At 69.2% G+C, this 18578-nt stretch carries 18 protein-coding genes; 15 read left to right on the forward strand and 3 right to left on the reverse strand.

The features are described 5' to 3' along the window. Nucleotides 1-14 precede the first annotated feature (14 nt). The 9 genes from M9980_RS06595 to M9980_RS06635 all read left to right on the forward strand — a co-directional run bounded on the left by M9980_RS06595 (nucleotide 15) and on the right by M9980_RS06635 (nucleotide 7826). Nucleotides 15-1166 carry a hydrolase gene (locus M9980_RS06595; protein ID WP_250754607.1) on the forward strand — a complete coding sequence of 384 codons (1152 nt, stop codon included), beginning with the start codon at nucleotides 15-17 and terminating at the stop codon, nucleotides 1164-1166. Then, nucleotides 1163-2161 (forward strand): arginine N-succinyltransferase, encoded by a 999-nt coding sequence (locus M9980_RS06600; protein WP_250754608.1) that lies wholly within the window; start codon nucleotides 1163-1165, stop codon nucleotides 2159-2161. The genes M9980_RS06595 and M9980_RS06600 overlap by 4 nt, the downstream gene beginning before the upstream one ends. Further along, nucleotides 2158-3405, forward strand: coding sequence for an N-succinylarginine dihydrolase (locus M9980_RS06605; protein ID WP_250754610.1), 1248 nt, complete (start codon nucleotides 2158-2160; stop codon nucleotides 3403-3405). Before M9980_RS06600 ends, M9980_RS06605 begins: the two co-directional genes overlap by 4 nt. A 66-nt stretch (nucleotides 3406-3471) precedes the next feature. After that, nucleotides 3472-3687 carry a hypothetical protein gene (locus M9980_RS06610; protein WP_250754612.1) on the forward strand — a complete coding sequence of 72 codons (216 nt, stop codon included), beginning with the start codon at nucleotides 3472-3474 and terminating at the stop codon, nucleotides 3685-3687. A gap of 38 nt (nucleotides 3688-3725) precedes the next feature. Beyond that, on the forward strand, nucleotides 3726-3998 hold the full coding sequence (locus M9980_RS06615; protein ID WP_250754614.1) for a DUF6356 family protein: 273 nt from the start codon (nucleotides 3726-3728) through the stop codon (nucleotides 3996-3998). Between the two features lie 16 nt (nucleotides 3999-4014). Then, a complete protein-coding gene (locus M9980_RS06620) occupies nucleotides 4015-5364 on the forward strand; it encodes an FAD/NAD(P)-binding protein (RefSeq protein WP_250754615.1) in 1350 nt (449 codons plus the stop codon). A gap of 142 nt (nucleotides 5365-5506) precedes the next feature. Further along, on the forward strand, nucleotides 5507-6058 hold the full coding sequence (locus tag M9980_RS06625) for a DUF1285 domain-containing protein (protein WP_250754617.1): 552 nt from the start codon (nucleotides 5507-5509) through the stop codon (nucleotides 6056-6058). After that, a complete protein-coding gene (locus tag M9980_RS06630; RefSeq protein WP_250754618.1) occupies nucleotides 6055-6651 on the forward strand; it encodes a CoA pyrophosphatase in 597 nt (198 codons plus the stop codon). Before M9980_RS06625 ends, M9980_RS06630 begins: the two co-directional genes overlap by 4 nt. Then, on the forward strand, nucleotides 6645-7826 hold the full coding sequence (locus tag M9980_RS06635; protein WP_250754805.1) for a CCA tRNA nucleotidyltransferase: 1182 nt from the start codon (nucleotides 6645-6647) through the stop codon (nucleotides 7824-7826). The genes M9980_RS06630 and M9980_RS06635 overlap by 7 nt, the downstream gene beginning before the upstream one ends. Here the strand turns inward: M9980_RS06635 and M9980_RS06640 are convergent. The 3 genes from M9980_RS06640 to gcvA all read right to left on the reverse strand — a co-directional run bounded on the left by M9980_RS06640 (nucleotide 7796) and on the right by gcvA (nucleotide 12802). Then, entirely contained in the window at nucleotides 7796-9523 is a 1728-nt protein-coding gene (locus M9980_RS06640; RefSeq protein ID WP_422921396.1) for a putative bifunctional diguanylate cyclase/phosphodiesterase, read from the reverse strand. The two genes, M9980_RS06635 and M9980_RS06640, sit on opposite strands and share 31 nt — an antisense overlap. A gap of 63 nt (nucleotides 9524-9586) precedes the next feature. Next, complete coding sequence (gene parC / locus M9980_RS06645; RefSeq protein WP_250754622.1) at nucleotides 9587-11815, reverse strand: DNA topoisomerase IV subunit A; 2229 nt, start codon at nucleotides 11813-11815, stop codon at nucleotides 9587-9589. 75 nt (nucleotides 11816-11890) lie between these two features. Further along, a complete protein-coding gene (gcvA, locus tag M9980_RS06650) occupies nucleotides 11891-12802 on the reverse strand; it encodes a transcriptional regulator GcvA (protein WP_250754624.1) in 912 nt (303 codons plus the stop codon). A 115-nt stretch (nucleotides 12803-12917) separates the two neighbouring features. Here gcvA and M9980_RS06655 point away from each other — a divergent pair, with 115 nt between their 5' ends. The 6 genes from M9980_RS06655 to M9980_RS06680 all read left to right on the forward strand — a co-directional run bounded on the left by M9980_RS06655 (nucleotide 12918) and on the right by M9980_RS06680 (nucleotide 18553). After that, entirely contained in the window at nucleotides 12918-13076 is a 159-nt protein-coding gene (locus tag M9980_RS06655; protein ID WP_250754626.1) for a hypothetical protein, read from the forward strand. A gap of 52 nt (nucleotides 13077-13128) precedes the next feature. Continuing rightward, nucleotides 13129-14001, forward strand: coding sequence for an alpha/beta hydrolase (locus M9980_RS06660; RefSeq protein ID WP_250754628.1), 873 nt, complete (start codon nucleotides 13129-13131; stop codon nucleotides 13999-14001). Between the two features lie 64 nt (nucleotides 14002-14065). Next, nucleotides 14066-14920 carry a hypothetical protein gene (locus M9980_RS06665; RefSeq protein ID WP_250754630.1) on the forward strand — a complete coding sequence of 285 codons (855 nt, stop codon included), beginning with the start codon at nucleotides 14066-14068 and terminating at the stop codon, nucleotides 14918-14920. Nucleotides 14921-15015: 95 nt separating this feature from the next. Then, entirely contained in the window at nucleotides 15016-15795 is a 780-nt protein-coding gene (gene purC / locus M9980_RS06670; RefSeq protein WP_250754632.1) for a phosphoribosylaminoimidazolesuccinocarboxamide synthase, read from the forward strand. A gap of 96 nt (nucleotides 15796-15891) precedes the next feature. Next, entirely contained in the window at nucleotides 15892-17166 is a 1275-nt protein-coding gene (locus M9980_RS06675; protein ID WP_250754634.1) for a hypothetical protein, read from the forward strand. A gap of 34 nt (nucleotides 17167-17200) precedes the next feature. Further along, nucleotides 17201-18553 (forward strand): surface lipoprotein assembly modifier, encoded by a 1353-nt coding sequence (locus tag M9980_RS06680; RefSeq protein ID WP_250754636.1) that lies wholly within the window; start codon nucleotides 17201-17203, stop codon nucleotides 18551-18553. The last annotated feature ends 25 nt before the right edge of the window (nucleotides 18554-18578 follow it).

Below are 18578 nucleotides of genomic sequence, written 5' to 3' on the forward strand. Positions count from 1 at the left end.
CGGGCGCGTCGCCGATGCTGGAGCGAACACTCGACTGGGCGGCGGTGAACAGCGGGACGGGTAACCTCGCGGGGCTGGCGACCATCGCCGACAGGCTGGCCGAGGCGTTCGGAGCGTTGCCGGGCGAGCTGTCGATGATCGACCCCGCGCCCGCCGAGCGCGTGACGGTCGAAGGCCGTGTCGAGGCTATCGCGCACGGTCGCCACCTTCACCTGAGCGTCCGCCCCGACGCCCCCGTCCGAATGCTGTTCACCGGGCACATGGACACGGTCTATCCCGCCGACCACCCGTTTCAGGCGATCACGCCCCTGCCCGATGGCCGCATCGTCGGGCCGGGCGTCGCCGACATGAAGGGCGGGCTGGCGGTGATGCTGGCCGCTTTGGAGGCGGTCGAGGCATCGCCGGTGGCGTCACGCTTCGGCTATGAGGTAGTCGTCAATTCCGACGAGGAAACCGGATCGTTCTCCTCTGCCGCGCTGATCCGCGAGGCGGCGGCGGGCAAGGTCGCGGCGCTGACCTTTGAGCCGGCGCTGCCCGACGGCAGCCTGGCTGGTGCACGCAGCGGGACCGGCAATTTCGCGCTCGTCGTTCGCGGCAGGAGCGCCCATGCCGGGCGCAACCCCGACGACGGGCGCAACGCCATCGTCGCCGCCGCCGACCTGGCAGTGCGGCTGAAGCAGGCGCACGGGCCGCGGCTGTCGGTGAATCCGGCGCGGATCGACGGCGGCGGGCCGAACAACGTCGTCCCCGACCTTGCCGTGCTGCGCGTCAATTTCCGCCCGGCGATGCCGGAGGATGTCGCCCGCGCCGACACGCACCTGCGCTCGGCGGTGGCGATGGTCGCCGCGGCGCACGACGTCGCCATTGAAATTCACGGCAGCTTCAACCGCCCCCCTAAGCCGATCGACACGGGCGCGGCGCGGCTGTTCGATCTCGTCCGCGGCGTCGGTGCAGACCTGGGGCTGTCGATCGCGTGGCACTCGACCGGCGGCGTCTGCGACGGCAACACCATCGCTGCGTGCGGCGTCCCCGTCATCGACACGATGGGCGTGCGTGGCGGCGCGATCCATTCAGCAGACGAATATCTGATCCCCGACAGCCTGGCCGAGCGCGCCGGCCTGTCGGCGGTGACCATAATGCGTATCATCGAAAAGGGCGGCGTGTGAGCTTCGTTATCCGGGCGGCGACCGACCGCGACCTGCAACCCTTGTACGAGATGGCGAAGCTGACCGGCGGCGGCTTCACCAACCTGCCGCCCGACCGCAAGGCGCTGCGTACCAAGATCGAACGAAGCGCCGCCGCATTGGCGCGCGAGGACGACACCGCGACCGACGAGCTGTTCGTGCTGGTGCTCGAAAATCTCGCGACCGGCGAGGTACGCGGCACCTGCCAGATCTTCACCAAGGTCGGGCAGCACTGGCCGTTCTACAGCTATCGCCTGGGCATGATGACCAAGCACAGCGTCGAACTCGCGCGCACCTTCCGCGCCGAGACGCTGAGCCTGGTCAGCGATCTGGAGGGGTCGAGCGAGGTCGGCGGGCTGTTCCTGCATCCGGGCGAGCGTGCCGGGGGGCTGGGACTGCTGCTCGCGCGCAGCCGCTACCTGTTCATCCGCGCCCACCGCGCGCGCTTTGCCGACCGGGTGCTGGCCGAATTGCGCGGGATCATCGACGAGGCCGGGGGATCGCCGTTCTGGGACGGGGTCGCGGGGCGGTTCTTCGGGATGAATTTCCAGGACGCCGACGCGTTCAACGCCATCCACGGCAACCAGTTCATCGCCGACCTGATGCCCAAGCATCCGATCTACACCGCGATGCTGCCCGAAAGTTCGCGCAGCGTCATCGGCCTGCCCCACCCCAGCGGTCGCGCGGCGATGCGGATGCTGGAGAACGAGGGGTTCGCGTTCGAGAATTACATCGACATCTTCGACGGCGGCCCGACGATGACCGCGCGCACCGACAAGGTGCAGACGATCCAGGATGCGAAGGACATGGGCGTCGAGCGGATCGCGGGCGGCGGGGTGCCCTCGCTGATCGCGACCGGGCGGCTGGCGGGCTTCCGCGCGTGCATCGGCGAGATCGCGGACGGCGCGATCGACGAAGCGAGCGCGGCGGCGCTGCGCGTGGAGGTGGGCGACCGCGTGGCGCACGTCGCGCGATGACGCTGGTCGAGATCAACTTCGACGGCATTGTCGGGCCGAGCCACAATTACGCCGGCCTGTCGCCGGGCAATCTGGCCGCGACGAAGAACGCCGGCGCGACCGCCCACCCGCGCGCGGCGGCCCTCCAGGGGATCGCCAAGATGCGCGCGAACCTCGCACTGGGGCTGACGCAGGGCATACTGCTGCCACACCCGCGCCCGGATCGGCGCTGGCTGGAGACACTCGCCACGGATTACGACCGGGCCGCGATGCATCTGCGCGCGCAATCGCTGTCGGCGTCGGCGATGTGGGCGGCGAATGCCGCGACCGTTTCACCCGCGCCCGACACCGCCGACGGGCGCTGCCACCTGACCCTCGCCAACCTCGTCACGATGCCGCATCGCAGCCACGAATGGCCCGCGACGCTGGCGCAGTTGCGCATCGCCTTCGCCGACCCGGCCTTTGCGGTCCACGCCCCCGTCCCCGCGCCGTTCGGTGACGAGGGTGCCGCCAACCACATGCGCCTGGCCCGCGCCCACGGCGAGCCCGGCGTCGAGGTGTTCGTCTATGGTGAGAGCGGTGGCCCCTTCCCCGCCCGCCAGCACCGCGAGGCGAGCGCGGCGGTGGCGCGCGCGCACGGCGTGGATGCGCTGTTCGTGCGCCAGTCGGACGAAGCGATCGCGGCGGGGGCGTTCCACAACGATGTGGTCGCCGTGGCCAACGAACGCGTGCTGTTCGCGCATGAGCAGGCGTTTGCCGACAAGGCCGCCTTCTACGCCGACCTGCGCGCGCGCCTGCCCGAGGTCGAGATCGTCGAGGTACCCGCCGCCGCGGTCAGCCTCGCCGACGCCATCGCATCCTATCTGTTCAACGCGCAGCTGGTGACGCTCGGCGACGGCGCGCAGGCGCTGATCGTGCCCGAGGAAGCGCGCGCCAATGCGGCGGTATGGGCGTGGTTGCAGGCGCACCTCGCCGGCAACGGCCCGATCCGGCGGGTCGAGGTGGTCGATGTCCGCGAATCGATGGCGAACGGTGGCGGCCCTGCGTGCCTGCGCCTGCGCGTCGTCGCCTACCCGGCCACGGTCGATCCGCGCTTCTTGGTTGATGACGCCAGGCTCGACACGATCGCTGCGGTGGTGGAGGCGCACTGGCCCGAGCGGATCGCGCCCGAGGATATCGCCGATCCGGCGCTGATCGCGCGGATCGAGGGAGCCTATGCCGCACTGCTGGAAGCGGTCGGATGTGTCGAATTAATTGACAGGTAACCACGATCGTTAACGCCGGAATGGCGGTTTTCCGCGGTTGGCGCGGGGCTTGCGTAAGACCTTCGCATGTGGCGCAAGTTTCGCAACCTGTTCATCATCAAGACCAAGTTCGAGGCGTTCCTGGTCATCTACGGCCTCGGCCTCGGCGCGGTCGAGCGGGGCATCCACTACCTCGACCAATATCCCGGCTGGGGCGGATGGATGCTGTTCTTCGCCTGCCCGATCGCGGTGTTCATGGCGGGCGCGCGCATCCTCGATTCGCTCGAGCGCGAACACGGCTGACGGTTCACAAGCCGGACCTGCGCCGCTAGGGTTGCCACATGCACCGAAGCCCCCTGCACCGCTGGTTCGTCGACCACCCCCGCAGCGTGAACGAAAGCTACACGCAGCATTTCGGCGTCGCGACGCGGTTCGGTGTGAAGATGATCGTCGGCGGCATCGCCGCTCTGGTCCACGGCGTCGTGCCATCGCTGTTCGAACGCACCGGCAGCACGACGATCAAGGGGCTGTATTCGGAAATGGTCGCCCGCCAACCGGGCGCCCGCCGCCCCGCCTATGACGAGCCCGAATGGCGCCCCGAGTACGAAATCTGAGCGGCGCGCAAGGGAAGTGATCGACCATGTCCTCATCGTCGGGGCGGGCTTTTCGGGCTCGCTCCAGGCCATCAACCTGCTGCGCCATGACGGCCCGCGAGCGACGCTGATCGAGCGCAGCGGGACGCCCGGCAAGGGGCTGGCCTATGGCGCCGCCCACGCCAGCCACGTGCTGAACGTGCGCGCCGGCAACATGAGCGCGCTGCCCGATGATCCGGGTCATTTCGTCCGCTGGCTGGAGGCGCGCGGGGTCGCCGATGCCCCCACCGCGTTCATCCCGCGGCTGACCTACGGCGAATATTTGCGCGAGCAACTGGCCGCGGCGCAGGCGGCGGCGCCCGAGCGGCTGACGATCGTGCGCGGCGATGTGACCGGGTTGCACCATGACGGACGCGCGGTCGCGACCCTCGCCGATGGACAGACACTGACCGCCGATGCCGCGGTGCTGGCGGTCGGCAATTTGCCGCCGCATACGCCGCCCGCGCTCGACCCGAAGAAGCTGGGCGCACGCTATTTCGGCGACCCTTGGGCGCCGGGGGTAGCAGATGGCCTCAGCGACGACGACACCGTGCTCATCATCGGCACCGGCCTGACCATGATCGACGTCGCGCTGCTGCTGGAGGCGAAGGGGTTTCGCGGGCGCATCGTCGCCCTGTCGCGCCGCGGGCTGCTGCCGCGCCCGCATGTCGCGCCGGGCGGGGCGTGGAAGCGGATCGACGAGCGTCCCAAGCTCGCCGCGTCGCGGTTGCTCAACTGCGTGCGGGCACGTGGGCACGCGATCGACTGGCGCAACGCGGTCGATGAGCTACGCCCGTTCACGCAGGACATGTGGGCCAACGCCAGCGAGGACGAGCGCGCGCGCTTCCTGCGCCACCTGCGCCCGTGGTGGGACGTCCACCGCCACCGCCTCGCGCCCGAGGTATATGCGCGCCTGACCGCGATGATCGAGCGCGGGCAGCTGGTGGTGCGCGGCGGCAAGCCCTCCGCCTTCGAGCCGACCGACGCGGGCGTGCGGATGCACTGGCGCCCGCGCGGCGCGGACGTGACCGAGACGCTGGACGTCACCCGCATCGTCAACGCGATCGGGCCGCAGGGCGACCTCACGCGAACGCAGGATCCGCTGCTCGCCAGCCTCCACGCCCGCGGCCTGATCCGCCCCGACGCTGCGCATCTGGGAATCGACGTCGATCCTGACGCGGCCACGATCGGCGCGGACGGGCGAACGTCGGACTGGCTGTACGCGCTGGGCCCCATGACGCGCGGGGCGTTCTGGGAAATCGTCGCGGTGCCCGACATCCGCACCCAGACCTGGTCGCTGGCGCGCAAGCTGTCGAACGCGCACTGGGTGGGTGGCGAGGGGCTGTAGGCTGGCCCTCCCTCGACCGTTCGTTTCGAGCGAAGTCGAGAAACGATTGCGGCCGATCGGTTGCCGGGTTTCTCGACTTCGCTCGAAACGAACGGGCGGAGGAGCTTCCCATCGCCACACCCCCCGCGGTAAGGGCGTCGCCATGCCGATGCCCCCGCCCCCCGATATCGCCGCGCTGTCGATGGACGAGATCGCCGCGCTGATCGCCGCGGCGACGCCGGCGCCGGTGGAACAGTGGCACCCCAGCCATTGCGGCGACAGCGAGATGCGGATCGCGCGCGACGGGACGTGGTTCCATCAGGGATCGCCGATCGGACGGCAGGCGATGGTGCGCAAGTTCGCGACGATCCTGAGGCGAGAGGCGGACGGCGGCTATGTGCTGGTCAATCCGGCGGAAAAGCTCGACATCGCGGTCGAGGACGCGCCCTTCGTCGCCACCGCGATGAAGGCGGAGGGCGGGCGCATCGCCTTTCAGACGAACCTCGGCGACCTGGTGATCGCAGGCCCCGACCACCCCTTGCGCTTCGAGAGCGGTGAGGACGGTCCGCGGCCCTACATCCACATCCGCGGCGGGCTGGAGGCGCTGGTGTCGCGCGCGGTCTATTACGAGCTCGCCAACCTCGCCATCGCCGGCGACGCCTCTCCGCCCGGTGTGTCGAGCGACGGCATGTTCTTCGCGCTGGAGCCGGCATGACGTTGGTCGAGCGGCTGACCGCCGCGCTGGAACATGGCCGACGCGGGACGCCCGAGCTGCTGGAAGGCGACATGACGCCGTTCGAGCTGGAGGGCGCACCCGCCCCCGCCGAAGCCGCGGTGCTGGTCGCGATCACCGATCGTGCCGAACCCGGCGTGCTGCTGACCGAGCGCAACGCCAATCTGCGCAAGCATCCGGGGCAAGTGGCCTTTCCCGGCGGGCGGATCGACCCCGACGACCATGACGCGATCGCCGCGGCGCTGCGCGAGGCGCAGGAGGAAATCGCGCTCGATCCCGCCGCCGTCACCGTGATCGGCGCGGTCGACAGCTATCGCACCGGCACCGGATACCGGGTGACGCCGGTGCTGGGCGTCATCGCCCCCGACCTGCCGCTGATCCCCGCCGAGGACGAGGTTGCCGACGTGTTCGAAGTCCCGCTGTCAGTGATCCTCGATCCCGCCCGCCACACCCGCGCGGTCGGCATGTGGAAGGGCAAGGAGCGGCACTATTACCAGATCGAATGGCAGGACCGCCGCATCTGGGGCGCGACCGCGGCGATGATCGTCAACCTGTCGCGGCGGCTGGCATGGTGACGCTGCCCGACGCCGCGTGGCGGCACCGCGCCGGCCTTGATGCGCTGGTCGCGGCGCTTGGGTCCGACGACGCGCGTTTCGTCGGCGGGGCAGTGCGCGACACGCTGATCGGGGTCGATGTGACCGACCTCGACATCGCCACGCGCCACCCTCCGGAGGACGTGCTCGACCGGCTGCGTGCCGCGCGGATCAAGGCGGTGCCGACCGGGCTTGCCCACGGTACGATCACCGCGGTCATCGAAAGCGGCCCTGTCGAGGTCACGACGCTGCGCCGCGACGTCGCCACCGACGGGCGGCACGCGACGGTCGCGTTCACCGACGACTGGCGCGAGGATGCCGCGCGCCGCGATTTCGCGATGAACGCGCTGTATGCCGATCCGGTGACGGGCGAGGTGTTCGATTATTTCGACGGCCTCGCCGATCTCGACGCGCGGCGGGTGCGTTTCATCGGCGATCCCCTGCAACGCATCGCCGAGGATCACTTGCGCATCCTGCGGTTCTTCCGCTTCCTGGCGCGGTTCGGGGACACAGCAGACGCGGCGGGGCTGGAAGCCTGCACGACGCGCGCGAACGACCTGATGGCGCTGTCCCGCGAGCGCATCCGCGACGAGCTGCTGAAACTGCTGGTGGCAAGGAACGCAGTCGCAGTGCTGCGGCTGATGCTGGCGCGCGGTATCCTGACGCCGGTGATCCCGGAGATTACGGACGTGGAGCGGCTCGCGGCGCTGGCGTCGCGCGAGGACGAGGCGGGGGTGACGCCCGACCCGTTCCGGCGACTGGTGTCGCTGCTGGCGGCAACGGACGTCGACACCGTCGCTGCGCGTCTCAAACTGTCGAACCTGGAAAAGAAGCGCGTGGCGCTCGCCGCTCAGCCTGCGGGTGATGAGGCCACGCGGGCGATTGCCTATCGCTCTGGCACGCAGGGCGCGGTCGACCGGCTGCTGCTGTCGGACCGCCCGATCGCCGACGTGCGCGATGCGGCGATGTGGGAGCGCCCCACCCTGCCGATCACCGGCGGCGCGCTGGTCGCGCGGGGGCTGAGCAAGGGGCCGGACGTCGCGCGGACGCTGCGCCGGATCGAGGATCGCTGGATCGCGGCGAACTTCCCCGACGATATCGAAGCGATCGTCGCGGACGAGGTCGATCAGGCGCTGTGCGCGGTCAGGAACGCATAGGCGTCGTCGCACTCGAGCGGACGCGCGTAGAGATAGCCCTGGCCGTAGGTGCAGCCGAGCGCGGCGAGCGTCTGGGCAAGTTCGTTGGTTTCGATCCCCTCCGCCGTCGTCCGCATGCCGAGTGCCTGCGCCAGGCTGAGCACCGCGCGCACGATCGCCACCTTGTCACGGTCGGCGAGCATGCCGGACACGAAGCTGCGGTCGATCTTCAGCACGTCGATGGGGAGTTTCTGAAGGTAGGCGAGGTTCGAATAGCCGGTGCCGAAATCGTCCATCGCGATCGTCGTCCCGAGCGATTTCAGCGCATGGAGCGTGGCGGCGATGCGGTCGGGATCGGTGACGATCGCGCTTTCGGTCAGCTCCAGCGTCAGTCGCTGGCCGGCGACGCCGTGCGCCTCGATCGCGTGGCGGACCATCGGTGCGATCTGGTCGCGCTGGAACTGGATGGCGGACAGGTTGACCGCGAGGTTCGCGCCGCAATAGCCCCCGGCGCGCACGTCCCAGTTGGCGATCGTCCGCGCCGCCGCGTCCATCGCCCAGCGCCCCAGCGGCACGATCAGCCCGCATTCCTCGGCCACCGGGATGAAGTCGGTCGGCGAAATCTCGCGCCCCTCGTGCGACCAGCGGGCCAGCGATTCGAACGACACGATCCGCCCGCTCGCCAGGTCGCAGATCGGCTGGAACGTCAGCCGCATCTCGCCATTGTCGATCGCGCGGCGCAACCGCGTCTCGATGCCGAACTGGGTGCGCACGATGTCGAAGGTCGACTGGTTATAGACCTCGGCCTTGCCGGTCTTCTTCGCGCGCTTCACCGCGAACTGGGCGTGGCGGATCAGATCCTCGGGCTCGACGATCTCCTCGTCGCCAAGCGCGATGCCGATCGAGCAATCGACCCGGATTTCGAAGTCCGACAGGCGGAACGGCGTGGCGAGTGCCGCCTGGATGCGCTTGGCGACGTGCAGCGCGTCGGCGGCCCCCTCGTCCGTCGCCAGCAGCACACCGAATTCGTCGCCACCGATCCGGGCCAGCGTGTCGCGCCCGCGCAATGCCCCCTTGATCCGGCGCGCGACCGAGATCAGCAGCTCGTCGCCGGCCAGGCTGCCCATGCAGGCGTTGACGCGGCTGAACCGGTCCATGTTGACGATCATCACCGCATGCGCGCCGGCGTTGTCGCGCGTGATCGTGCCGTCGATCTGGTCGCCGAAGCCGCCGCGGTTGGGCAGGCCGGTCAGGCTGTCGGTCAGCATTTCGCGACGCAGGCTAGTTTCGGTGCGCTGGGCGCCGGTTTCGTCGATCAGGCTGACGATGTGGCGGTCGGGCGGCGCATTCTTGCGCCGGGCGATGACGACGCGGAAGTAACGCGCGTCGATCGTTTCGCCGAATTGCCAGACGAATTCCTCGCGCAGCGCGCCACTGTCGCAATGCTGCGCGATCCGCTCGCCGAGCAGGCGCACCACCGGCGAGCTGTCGGTGGCGCTGCCCAGCCCGGCGCGGCGGAACGCCTGGTTGACCACGTCGATCTCGATGCCCGCAGCGGTGCGACGGACGACCGCGACGGGGATCGGGAAGAGGTCGATATAGGATGCGCTGTCGTTGGGCCGCGGCGACGCGAACGCCTCTTCCACGCTCGCCGAGGCGGGCGGTGGAGCGGCCGGCACCTCGAGGGGGGCCGATGCACGGGGCTTGCGGAAGAGCATTGCCGGCATGGCTAGCGCGGCACTGGTTAACCCGCCCCTAAGCGGTACGCGATTCCGAAGCCTTCAGAAGCGGTTGTCGCGCGGGAAGCCGGTGGGCGGCATCCGCCCCGCCGCACCGCGCGCGGCCCGCCACGCGGCCATGTCGCTTTCCGTCCGGGTCCGCCCCGCCTCCCCGCCCATCGCCCAGCTGATGCCGGCGGCGTAGCGGAAGGTGATCGCGTCGGAGAGCCCGCCGTCGCGGAACCGCTGCAGCTGCACCCCCTGCCCGCGCGACAGCTCGACCAGTTCGGTCAGCGGGAACACCAGCAGTTTGCGGTTGTCGCCGATCGCGGCGACGTAATCGTCCTCCGCACCGATCGCGCGGACGAGCTTCAGTTTCGCGCCGGAGCGCGGGGTCATCACGGTCTTGCCCTTGCGCGTCTCGGCGATCGTGTCGGCAGCACGCACGATGAAGCCGCGTCCGTCGCTCGCCACCACCAGCAGCTTTTCGGCAGCCGCGGCGCGGGTCAGCGCGACGATCGCCGCGTCCGCCTCCAGGTCGATCATCAGCCGCACCGGCTCGCCGAAGCCACGCCCGCCCGGCAGCTTGTCGGCGGCCAGCGTGTAGAACCGCCCACTGTCGACCGCGAGCAGCAGCTTGTCGGTGGTCTGGGCATGGAACGCGAACAGCGGGCCGTCGCCCTCCTTGAACTTCAGCGTCTCCGCCGACGACAGCTCGACATGCCCCTTCATCGCGCGGATCCAGCCGCGTTGCGACAGGATGACGGTGATCGGCTCGCGCTCGATCATCGCCTCCAGCGGGATCTCGCGCGCGGGTGCCGCTTCCTCGACGGTCGTGCGGCGCGCGCCGAGTGCCGTTTCGGGGCCGTAGCGGTCGCGGATGCGGCCGAGGTCGCGCTTCATGCGCGTGCGCTGGCGCGCGTCGGAGGACAGCAGCAGTTGCAGCTCGCCCTGCTCCTTCTCCAGCTTGTCGCGCTCGCGCACGATTTCCATTTCCTCGAGCCGCCGGAGCGACCGCAGCCGCATGTTCAGGATCGCTTCCGCCTGACGATCGGTCAGCGCGAATTCGGCGACCATCACCGGCTTCGGCTCATCCTCGCCGCGGATGATCTCGATCACCCGGTCGAGGTTGAGGTAGGCGATCAGATAGCCGCCGAGCAGTTCCAGCCGGTCGGCGATTTTCGAGAGGCGGTGCTCGCTGCGGCGGCGCAACACGACGAAGCCGTGCTCGACCCAGGCGGACAGAGCCTCGGCCAGGCTCATCACCCGCGGCGTGCGCGTCTTGTCGAGGACGTTGAGGTTCAGCGGCACGCGCGTTTCGAGGTCGGACCAGCGGTACAGGCTGTCGATCAGCATCGTCGGATCGACGGTGCGCGCGCGGGGTTCGAGCACGATGCGGATCGCCTCGTCCGATTCGTCGCGAACGTCGCCCAGGATCGGCAGCTTCTTGTCGTTGATGAGCGCGGCGATGCCCTCGATCAGCTTGCCCTTCTGCACGCCGTAGGGAATTTCGCTGACGACCAGGTGCCAGCCGCCGCCCTTTTCGCGCTCGACGGCAATGCGCGCGCGGACGCGGAAGCTGCCGCGTCCGGTCGCATAGCTTTCGGCGATGGCGGCGGGCGTATCGACGACGATGCCGCCGGTCGGGAAATCGGGGCCGCGGACATGGTCGAGGACGTTGGCCTGCGGGTTGTCGATCAGCGCGATCGCGGCATCGATCAGCTCCGCGGCGTTGTGCGGCGGAATGCTGGTCGCCATGCCCACCGCGATGCCGGCGGCACCGTTGGCGAGCAGGTTCGGGAACAGGCCCGGAAACAGCTCGGGCTCGTCCTCCTCGCCGTTGTAGGTCGGCTTGAAATCGGTCGCATTTTCATCGAGCCCGTCCATCAGGTCGATCGCGACCTGGGTCAGCCGGGCCTCGGTATAGCGGTAGGCCGCCGCGTTATCGCCGTCGATGTTGCCGAAATTGCCCTGCCCGTCGACCAGCGGATAGCGCAGCGAAAACGTCTGCGCGAGGCGGACCATCGCGTCGTACACCGACTGGTCGCCGTGCGGGTGGTATTTGCCGATGACGTCGCCGACGACGCGCGCGCACTTCTTGTAGCCGGCGGCGGGATCGAGCTTCAGCAAGCGCATCGCCCACAGCAGGCGGCGGTGGACCGGCTTCAACCCGTCGCGCACATCGGGCAGCGACCGCGCGGTGATCGTCGACAGCGCATAGACGAGATACCGCTCCGACAGGGCGCTGTCGAAGGGAGCGTCGATGATCGGTTCGAGCGGTTGCGAAGCCATAGGGAGCGGGGGTTAGCAAGCCGGGGGGAAACCCGCCAGACGCATCGGATGTAATCCTCCCCGTGCCGGGGAGGATTAGCGCACCACGACGGTCGCCGGAAAGCTGTCCTTCGCCAGCTCGGCGATCAGCCAGTCGCGGAAGCGGCGGATCTTCGCCACCGTGCGGCGGTGCTCGGGATAGACCAGCCAATAGCCGTAACCGCGGGTCGACAGCTGGTCGAACAGCTGCACCAGCCGACCCTCGGCCAGGTCGTTGCGCCAGAAATAGGGGGTGAGCATCGCCACCCCCTGCCCGGCCATTGCGGCGTGCCCCTCATGCGCCTGCGAATCGAGGCGGATGCCGCCGCGCGGGGGACCGGGCGGCACCGCGACGCCTGCCTCCGCCAGCCAGTGCGGCCACCACGGATCGTGCGGCGAGATCAGCGGCAGGTGCGCGAGATCGTCGAGCGTGATCGCGCCGCCGTGCCGGCTGAGGAAATCGGGGCTGCACATCGGGGTGAAGTCGATTGGCAGCAATTGCTCCTGATGCAGCCCCTCCCACCCGCCCCGCCCGGCGCGGATCGCGACATCGACGTCGTCGGAGGCGAAATCGACGAGCGCGTCGCTGGTCAGCAGCCGCACCGCCACCTCCGGCTGCGCCATCTGGAACCCGCCAAGCCGCCACGCCAGCCAGGTGTTGGCAAAGGTATTCGAGGTCGAGATCGTCAGCAGACCGGCATCCTCCGTCCGGATCGCCGCGAACGCGCTGTCGAGTGCGTCGAACGCCCGCGTCACCTGCGCGCTGGCGCGGCGACCGGCGTCGGTCAGCACCACCCGCCGCCGCTCGCGCCGGAACAGCGGCACGCCAAGCCGCTCCTCCAGCAGCTTCACCTGATAGCTGACCGCGGCCTGGGTCATGCCGAGTTCGACGGCGGCGGTCGTGAAATTCTCGTGCCGGGCGGCAGCCTCGAACACCCGGACGGCGGCGAGCGGGGGAATGTGACGCATCGGCAAATAATAAGCCTGGCTTGTCGATCGAGTCGAACGATTTGTTGGCGCGCGTCGCAGGTGGCGCGCATATTTCGGAGCACGCCAACCAACTGCTCATGAAGGAGGACGGACGATGCGCGATGATTTCCTGACCCGAGACTGGGCCGATTCGCATGATCGCTCCACCGCGTCGATCAACAAGCTGATCCACGTGATCGCGCACGGGCTGGGCCGGCTGACCGCGCGCCAGTTCGACGCGCCGTGGAAGCACGAACCGCGCTCGCACGCGTAACCCCCGCGGGGCGGGGTGACGCTCGCCCGCCCCGCCTGCTACCACCGCGGCCATGTTCCGCATCGCCGCACTTCTCGCTATCGCCCCGGTCATGACCGGCGACCTGCTCACCTGGCCCGACCTGACCAAGCGCCCGCAGCCAAGCGCCGACGCGACACTGAGCTACGGGCCCGACCAGATGCAGAAGGTCGACGTGTGGCTGCCCGCCGGCAAGGGGCCGCACCCGGTGGTGCTGATGGTGCACGGCGGCTGCTGGCAGACGTCGATCGCCGATCGCAGCCTGATGAACTGGATCGCCGCCGACCTGCGCAGCGAGGGTATCGCGGTGTGGAACATCGACTATCGCGGGATCGATCGCGCCGGCGGGGGCTATCCGGGCACCTTTGCCGACACCGCGCAGGCCGCCGACCTGCTGACCCGCAACGCGCGGCGCTATCACCTAGACACCCGCCGTGTCGTCGCGGTCGGGCATAGCGCAGGCGGGCACCTCGCCCTGTGGCTGGCGGCGCGGCGCAAGCTGCCCAAGGACAGCCCGCTCGCCGGCGGCAAGCCCATCCGCCTTGCCCGCGTCATCAGCCTGGGCGGCCTGCCCGACCTGGAGGCCACCGCGGCCAGCCCGGACAACGGCTGCGGCACCGAAGTCGTGGCGAAGCTCGTCGGAACCGGTCGCTCCGATCCCTATACCGACACCTCCGTCCCGCGCCTGCTGCCGATCGGCGTGCGGCAGGATCTCGTCAACGGGCGAGAGGACAAGATCATCCCGTTCCGCATGGCGACTGCCTACGCCGCCGCCGCCACCCGCGCCGGCGACACCGCGGCACTGCACACCGTGCCGGCGACCGGTCATGTCGAACTCGTCGCGCCGGAGAGTGCCGCTTGGGCGGAGACGAAGCGGATCATTCGCGAGGGGTTCGCCGACAAATAACCACAGCTTGACGCAATATCCCCCGCGTTAGATAGTATATCCAACGAACGAGGGAGAGCGGGCAATGCGGTATGTGACGGCCGGGCTGTGCATTCTGGCGCTGGCGGGTTGCAGCGCCCCACCTTCCTCGGACAGTGGCGAGAGCGAGCGGGTAACGACCGCGGATGTCGCCGCGCCCGGCATCAATGTCACCGCCGCACCCGGCGTCGCCTTCAACTATCGCTATGCCTTCCGCCTGCCCGCCGCACGCATCGCGGCGGCGCAGGAGGTCCACGCCAAGGCCTGCGAAAGCCTCGGCATCGCGCGGTGCCGGATCACCGGCATGCGCTACACCCTGACCGGCGACGACCGCATCGACGCAATGCTGGCGTTCAAGCTCGACCCGACGCTGGCGCGCGCATTCGGGCGGCAGGGCATCGTCGCGATCGAGGCGGCGGACGGCATGCTGACCAATGCCGAGATCACCGGCACCGATGCCGGCGGCGAGATCGAGCGGCTGGCGGGCGAGCGCGCGCGCGTGGTGGCGGATCGTACCCGGCTGGACCGCGAGCTTGCCCGCAAGGATCTGTCCGCGGACGTGCGCGCCGAAATGCTGCGCCAGCGCGGCACGGTGGACGAACAGACACGCGGCGTCGCGGCCTCGACTGCGGAGCAACGCGCGTCGCTGGCCAGCACGCCGATGACGTTCGACTACCGGTCGGGCACCGCCATCCGCGGGTTCGACGCGCGGTCGCCGTTCCTTCAGGCGGCAGACACCGCGCTGGTATCGATCCAGTGGACGCTCGCGATCGCGCTGGGCGCGCTGGCCGCGTTCGGCCCGCCGCTGCTGCTGCTGGCGCTGGTGTTCCTGCTGTGGCGCCGATTCGGCGTGCCGCTGATGGCGCGTCGCCGTGGGACACCGGTGCCCCTCGCCGATTGATTGCACCCCCTGCCCACCTCCGATATAGGCCCGGCCATCCGCCCCGGCACGCCTATCCGCGCCGCCGGGGCGCTCGCTTTTTGGGGAAGTTGCCGATGGCTCGCCGCCGCCAGATCTATGAGGGCAAGGCCAAGATCCTGTACGAGGGGCCGGAGCCCGGCACGCTGATCCAGTATTTCAAGGACGATGCGACCGCGTTTAACGCCCAGAAGAAGGGCACGATCAGCGGCAAGGGCGTGCTCAACAACCGGATTTCCGAGCACATCTTCACCCTGCTCGGCCACATCGGCATCCCGACGCACTTCATCCGCCGGCTGAACATGCGCGAACAGTTGATCCGCCAGGTCGAGATCGTGCCGATCGAGGTCGTCGTGCGTAATGTCGCGGCGGGATCGATCAGCACGCGGCTGGGGATCGAGGAAGGCACGCAGCTGCCCCGCACGATCATCGAATATTACTACAAGGACGATGCGCTCGGCGATCCGATGATCTCCGAGGAACATGTGTTGTGCTTCGGCTGGGCGGCACAGGACGAGCTGCACGACATGGCCGACATGGCGATCCGCGTGAACGATTTCCTCAGCGGGCTGTTCGCCGGCATCGGCATCCGGCTGGTCGATTTCAAGCTGGAATTCGGGCGGATCTGGGACAACGACTATGGCCGGATCATCCTGGCCGATGAGATCAGCCCGGACGGATGCCGCCTGTGGGACATGACGTCGGGCGAGAAGCTCGACAAGGACCGTTTCCGCCGCGATCTGGGCGGCGAGGTCGAGGCGTATCAGGAAGTCGCCCGTCGCCTGGGCCTGCTCCCCGAAGGCGCCGATTCCGCGGTCCTCGACCTCGAAAGCCATCGCAAGCGTCGTGGCAAGTAAACCGTTCGCGACGCAGCGATTTTCGGCGGGGCTTTAGCGGCCTGTTAACCTTCCCGGCATAGATTTCCCCCGACCTATCAGGGGGAATGACGGATAATGCGTAGCGTGATCGCGGCCTTGCCGCTCCTGGCACTGACCGCTTGCGGCGGCGCAAGCGGACCCCAATCGATCGGCAGCATCGCGCCGCCCGCCGGCGGCACGTCGGGCGGCACTGGCGGCGGCGTGAGCGGCGGCACCGGTTCACCGACCCCCACACCCACGTCGGGCCCGGCCAACCTGCTCGACGTGTCGACCGCGACGACCTTCAACGCGATCGGCAGCTTCCAGTCGCTCGACGTGACCGAAACCGGCAACTACGCGGTCAGCGGCCCGGTGCTGTACCAGGGCAACGCCGCAACCGTCCGCGCGCCGAGCGGCACGGTCAGCTACGACCCGCGCGACGGCATCTTCACCGTTGCGTTCAGCGATTCGAAGGCCGGCATGTCGACCGGCACGATGCGCTTTCAGGATCCCGGCCACCGCACCGAAATCGGCGTGGTCGCCGGGTCGGTCTGGGGCGTTCCGATCCTGAGCGACTTCAACTATCTCGAAGTCGTCGGTCCCTCCGCACGACCGCGCGACGCCGCATCCGGCGATCTGGGCCGCGCCGACAGCGTCACCTTCTTCTATCAGCGTCCCGGTTCGCAGACCAAATACGTGTCGCTGGCAGGCTACGTCCGCAATGCCTTCGACCGTACGAGCGATCCCGTCGTCTTCAAGGCGGGCACGACCTCGAACTTCCAGCGCGGGGCGCTGGTGTTCGGCCAGGATACGGTGCGCTCGCAGATTCCGATCACCGGCACGGGCACCTATACCGGCGGGCTGCTCGCCTCGATGGTCGTCAACACGACGATCGATTCGAACAACCGCATGCCGAATTATTTCCAGTGGATCACGGGCTCCAGCTCGATCACGCTCGATTTCAGCCGTCAGACGATGAGCATGCTGCTGACGGGCACAGTCCAGACCGCCACCTACGGCGGGCAGGACGTGCCGCTCAACCAGCTGACCATTCCGGGCGGTGCGACATTCGAGGCGAAGGGTTCGGGCACGATCAACCTGACCGGAACCGGCGGCTTCACCGGCAGCTTCGGCGGCACCGACGCGAGCGGGGCAGCGAACTATGCCCGCTTCGTGAACGGCGGCACGACGACCACGGTGAACACCACCAGCGTCGCGCAAGGGACCAGCGTTGCCGGCGCGAGTTCGATCGACGGCACCTTCTTCGGGCCGAATGCGGTCAACGTCGGCGGCAATCTGCGCATCGTCGGCGGTGTGCCGGGCCAGCGCGTCGACATTCTCGGCGCGTTCACCGGGGCGAAGCAGCCATAAGTCAGTCCGCGCGGTTCGGTAGGGGACACACGTCATGCGTCGATTCGTCGTCGCGGCGCTGCTGCTCGGCGTGTCGGTCGCGACGCCCGCCGCCGCGCAGCACCGGGCCAAATGCAGCCTCGGCACATGCCAGGTCCGCCTGACCCCGGAGCAGTTGCTCGCGCAGGCCGAGGCACTGGTGCGCGAGCGGCGTTTCGACGAAGCGGCGCCCCTGATCGCCGCCCTCTCGCAGGCGCCAGGCATGAAGCTCCAGAGCCGCTTCCTCGAAGGCTATTCGGCGTCCGAACGGGGCGACTATGCGCGCGCCGCGACGACGTTCAAGGCTATCCTGAGCGACGACCCCAACCAGACCCGCGTCCGGCTGGAGCTGGCCCGGGCGATGCTCGGGCTCGGGCAGATGGGCAGCGCCGACCGCCAGTTCCGCCTGGCCGAGCAGTCGGGTGAGCTGCCGCCGGACATCGCCGCGGCGATTCGCGGCGCGCGGCAGGTGATCCGGTCGAAACGCGCATGGCGGCTGGACGTGGACCTCGGCATCGCGCCCGACAGCAACATCAACAACGCGACAGCCGCCGACCGTATCAACGTCAATTTCGGCGATACGACGCTTCCCGTCGCGCTCGACGGCAATGCGCGGGCGAAGTCGGGGACCGGCGTCAATGCCGCCGTGTCCGCCGGACTGCGCCTGCCGGTCGCGCCGAACACCTCCGCGCTGCTTGGGCTCGACGCCAACGGCACCGAATATGCCGGCGGGATGTTCGACGACTATCTGGTGCAGGGCACAGCCGGCGCCGAGCAGCGCCTGTCGGAAAAGGCCAGCGTCTCGCTGGAGGGTGTCGCGGCGCAGCGTTGGTTCGGCGGACGCGTCGCCAGCCGCCAGTTCGGCGCGCGCGGCGGCACGCAGCTGATGTTCTCCCCGAGCAAGCGGCTCGGCATCCAGTTCGACGCGCGCCACACCGACGCCGCGTTCGACGATCAATATTCGGGCTGGCAGGCCGGGCTGTACGTCACCGGCGAAAAGGCAGTCGCACGGATCCTCGTCGCCTCGCTCGGCGGCTTCGCACGGCGCGACTGGCTGAACGCCGCCGCCTATTCGAGCAGCGAATTCGGCGCGACGGCGGGCCTGGGCGGCGAGCTGCCCTACGGCGTCAACTTCGGCGTCACCGCGACCGTCAGCCATGCAAGCTACGACGCGCCGGTCACCTTCTTCTCGCTCGATCGGCGCCGCGACTGGCGGTACAGCGCACGCGCGACGCTCGGCTATCGCAAGCTGCGCGTGCTCGGCTTCTCGCCCCAGCTGACGCTCAGCTATGCGCGCAACGCGTCGAACATCGACTATTACGCGACCGACCGCGTCCGCATGCGCTTCGGGCTCGCCCGCTACTTCTGACGCCCTCCAGCCTTGCCCGCCGCGA

This window comes from Sphingomonas donggukensis (genome assembly GCF_023674425.1).
GTDB classification, from domain to species: Bacteria; Pseudomonadota; Alphaproteobacteria; order Sphingomonadales; family Sphingomonadaceae; genus Sphingomonas; species Sphingomonas donggukensis.